General features: G+C 42.1%; 1 protein-coding gene. It reads right to left on the reverse strand.

Annotated features, from left to right (window positions below):
* Nucleotides 1–259, reverse strand: a 259-nt coding sequence (locus J4G38_RS28405; protein WP_226164203.1) for a hypothetical protein, incomplete at its 3' end; no start/stop codon positions are given.
* Nucleotides 260–454: the final 195 nt, after the last annotated feature.

Raw genomic sequence — 454 nt, forward strand, 5'->3', positions numbered from 1 at the left:
ATACGGACGATATTTTATTTATAACGTTGCACAGTTCGTCAACCGATGGTTCCTTGTGGTCATTCTTAATGTACAGCTCACTGTAGAGGTCGTATACGCTGATAGTGGCCATATCCGAAACGATTTCCACCGGAATAATCGCATACCCATAGTCGTCGCAATGGTCCAACATCTTGCGTTTGTCCATCAGCGCCAATTCACTGATATACATTGCCCGCTCTTCAGCATTGTCAGCATACTTAATTGCCTTTTGTAACATTTTGATTGTTTGTTCATAATTCATAGTCGTCAGTCCTTTCTGCCAAGCGTCGCCGCTCGGTCTTTAATAATATTAACCTTTACGATTATATTATACCACATTTGTGCGCGGATGTACACAGAAACTTTTAATTTCCGATCGTGGCTCTTTGGTTCGAACCTACCGAGGCTAATCTACTAGTCAATAGACGGTCAC

It is taken from the genome of Hymenobacter terricola (assembly GCF_017921975.2).
GTDB classification, from domain to species: domain Bacteria; phylum Bacteroidota; class Bacteroidia; order Cytophagales; family Hymenobacteraceae; genus Hymenobacter; species Hymenobacter terricola.